Below are 538 nucleotides of genomic sequence, written 5' to 3' on the forward strand. Positions count from 1 at the left end.
CACCCCCGGCTTCGCATCGGAAGGGTGAACCCGCTGATCACGTGACTGTCGGTGGTCGCTCGTTGGTGCAGCAGCGGAAAAGCGCCAACCCCCACCCCTGCGCGGGCGGCGACCCCACCGCGAGGTGACCGCCGCGATCCGCAGCCGGCCGGCGCGCACCGCCGCTGCGGCCGCGCCCCGGATCCTGCGCGGCACTCCCAGGTGAGCCACCTTGCGGCACCGGCCGTGCCGGGCAGCGCGCGGCGCCGCGGAGCCCGCCCGCGGCCGAGCAGCGACCGCAGCGGCACCGGATCCGCCCGCGCGCGTACCCCGTCACCGGGGCGGCGGGTAGACCAGGTGCCCGTCACGGACCTGCGCGAGCTCGTTCAGCACGGCCGGCTTCGACGTCGTGGGGGACATGATGTGCACCACCTCCGCGCCGGCGACGATCAACGCGTCGGTGATGAGCCGCCGGTGGCAACGCCAGGGCACCGCCTCGCTGCACATGATCGCCGGCCGCTCGTGACCGGCCAGCCGCAGGAGTTCCCCGAGACCCGCG

1 protein-coding gene is annotated in these 538 nt (G+C 75.7%); it reads right to left on the reverse strand.

The annotated features are described in order from the left end of the window. Window positions 1-312: 312 nt before the first annotated feature. On the reverse strand, window positions 313-538 hold a 226-nt coding region (locus CCN42_RS40385), incomplete at its 5' end, for a DUF488 domain-containing protein (protein WP_143662250.1).

This window comes from Streptomyces glaucescens (genome assembly GCF_002154375.1).
Lineage (GTDB): Bacteria > Actinomycetota > Actinomycetes > Streptomycetales > Streptomycetaceae > Streptomyces > Streptomyces glaucescens.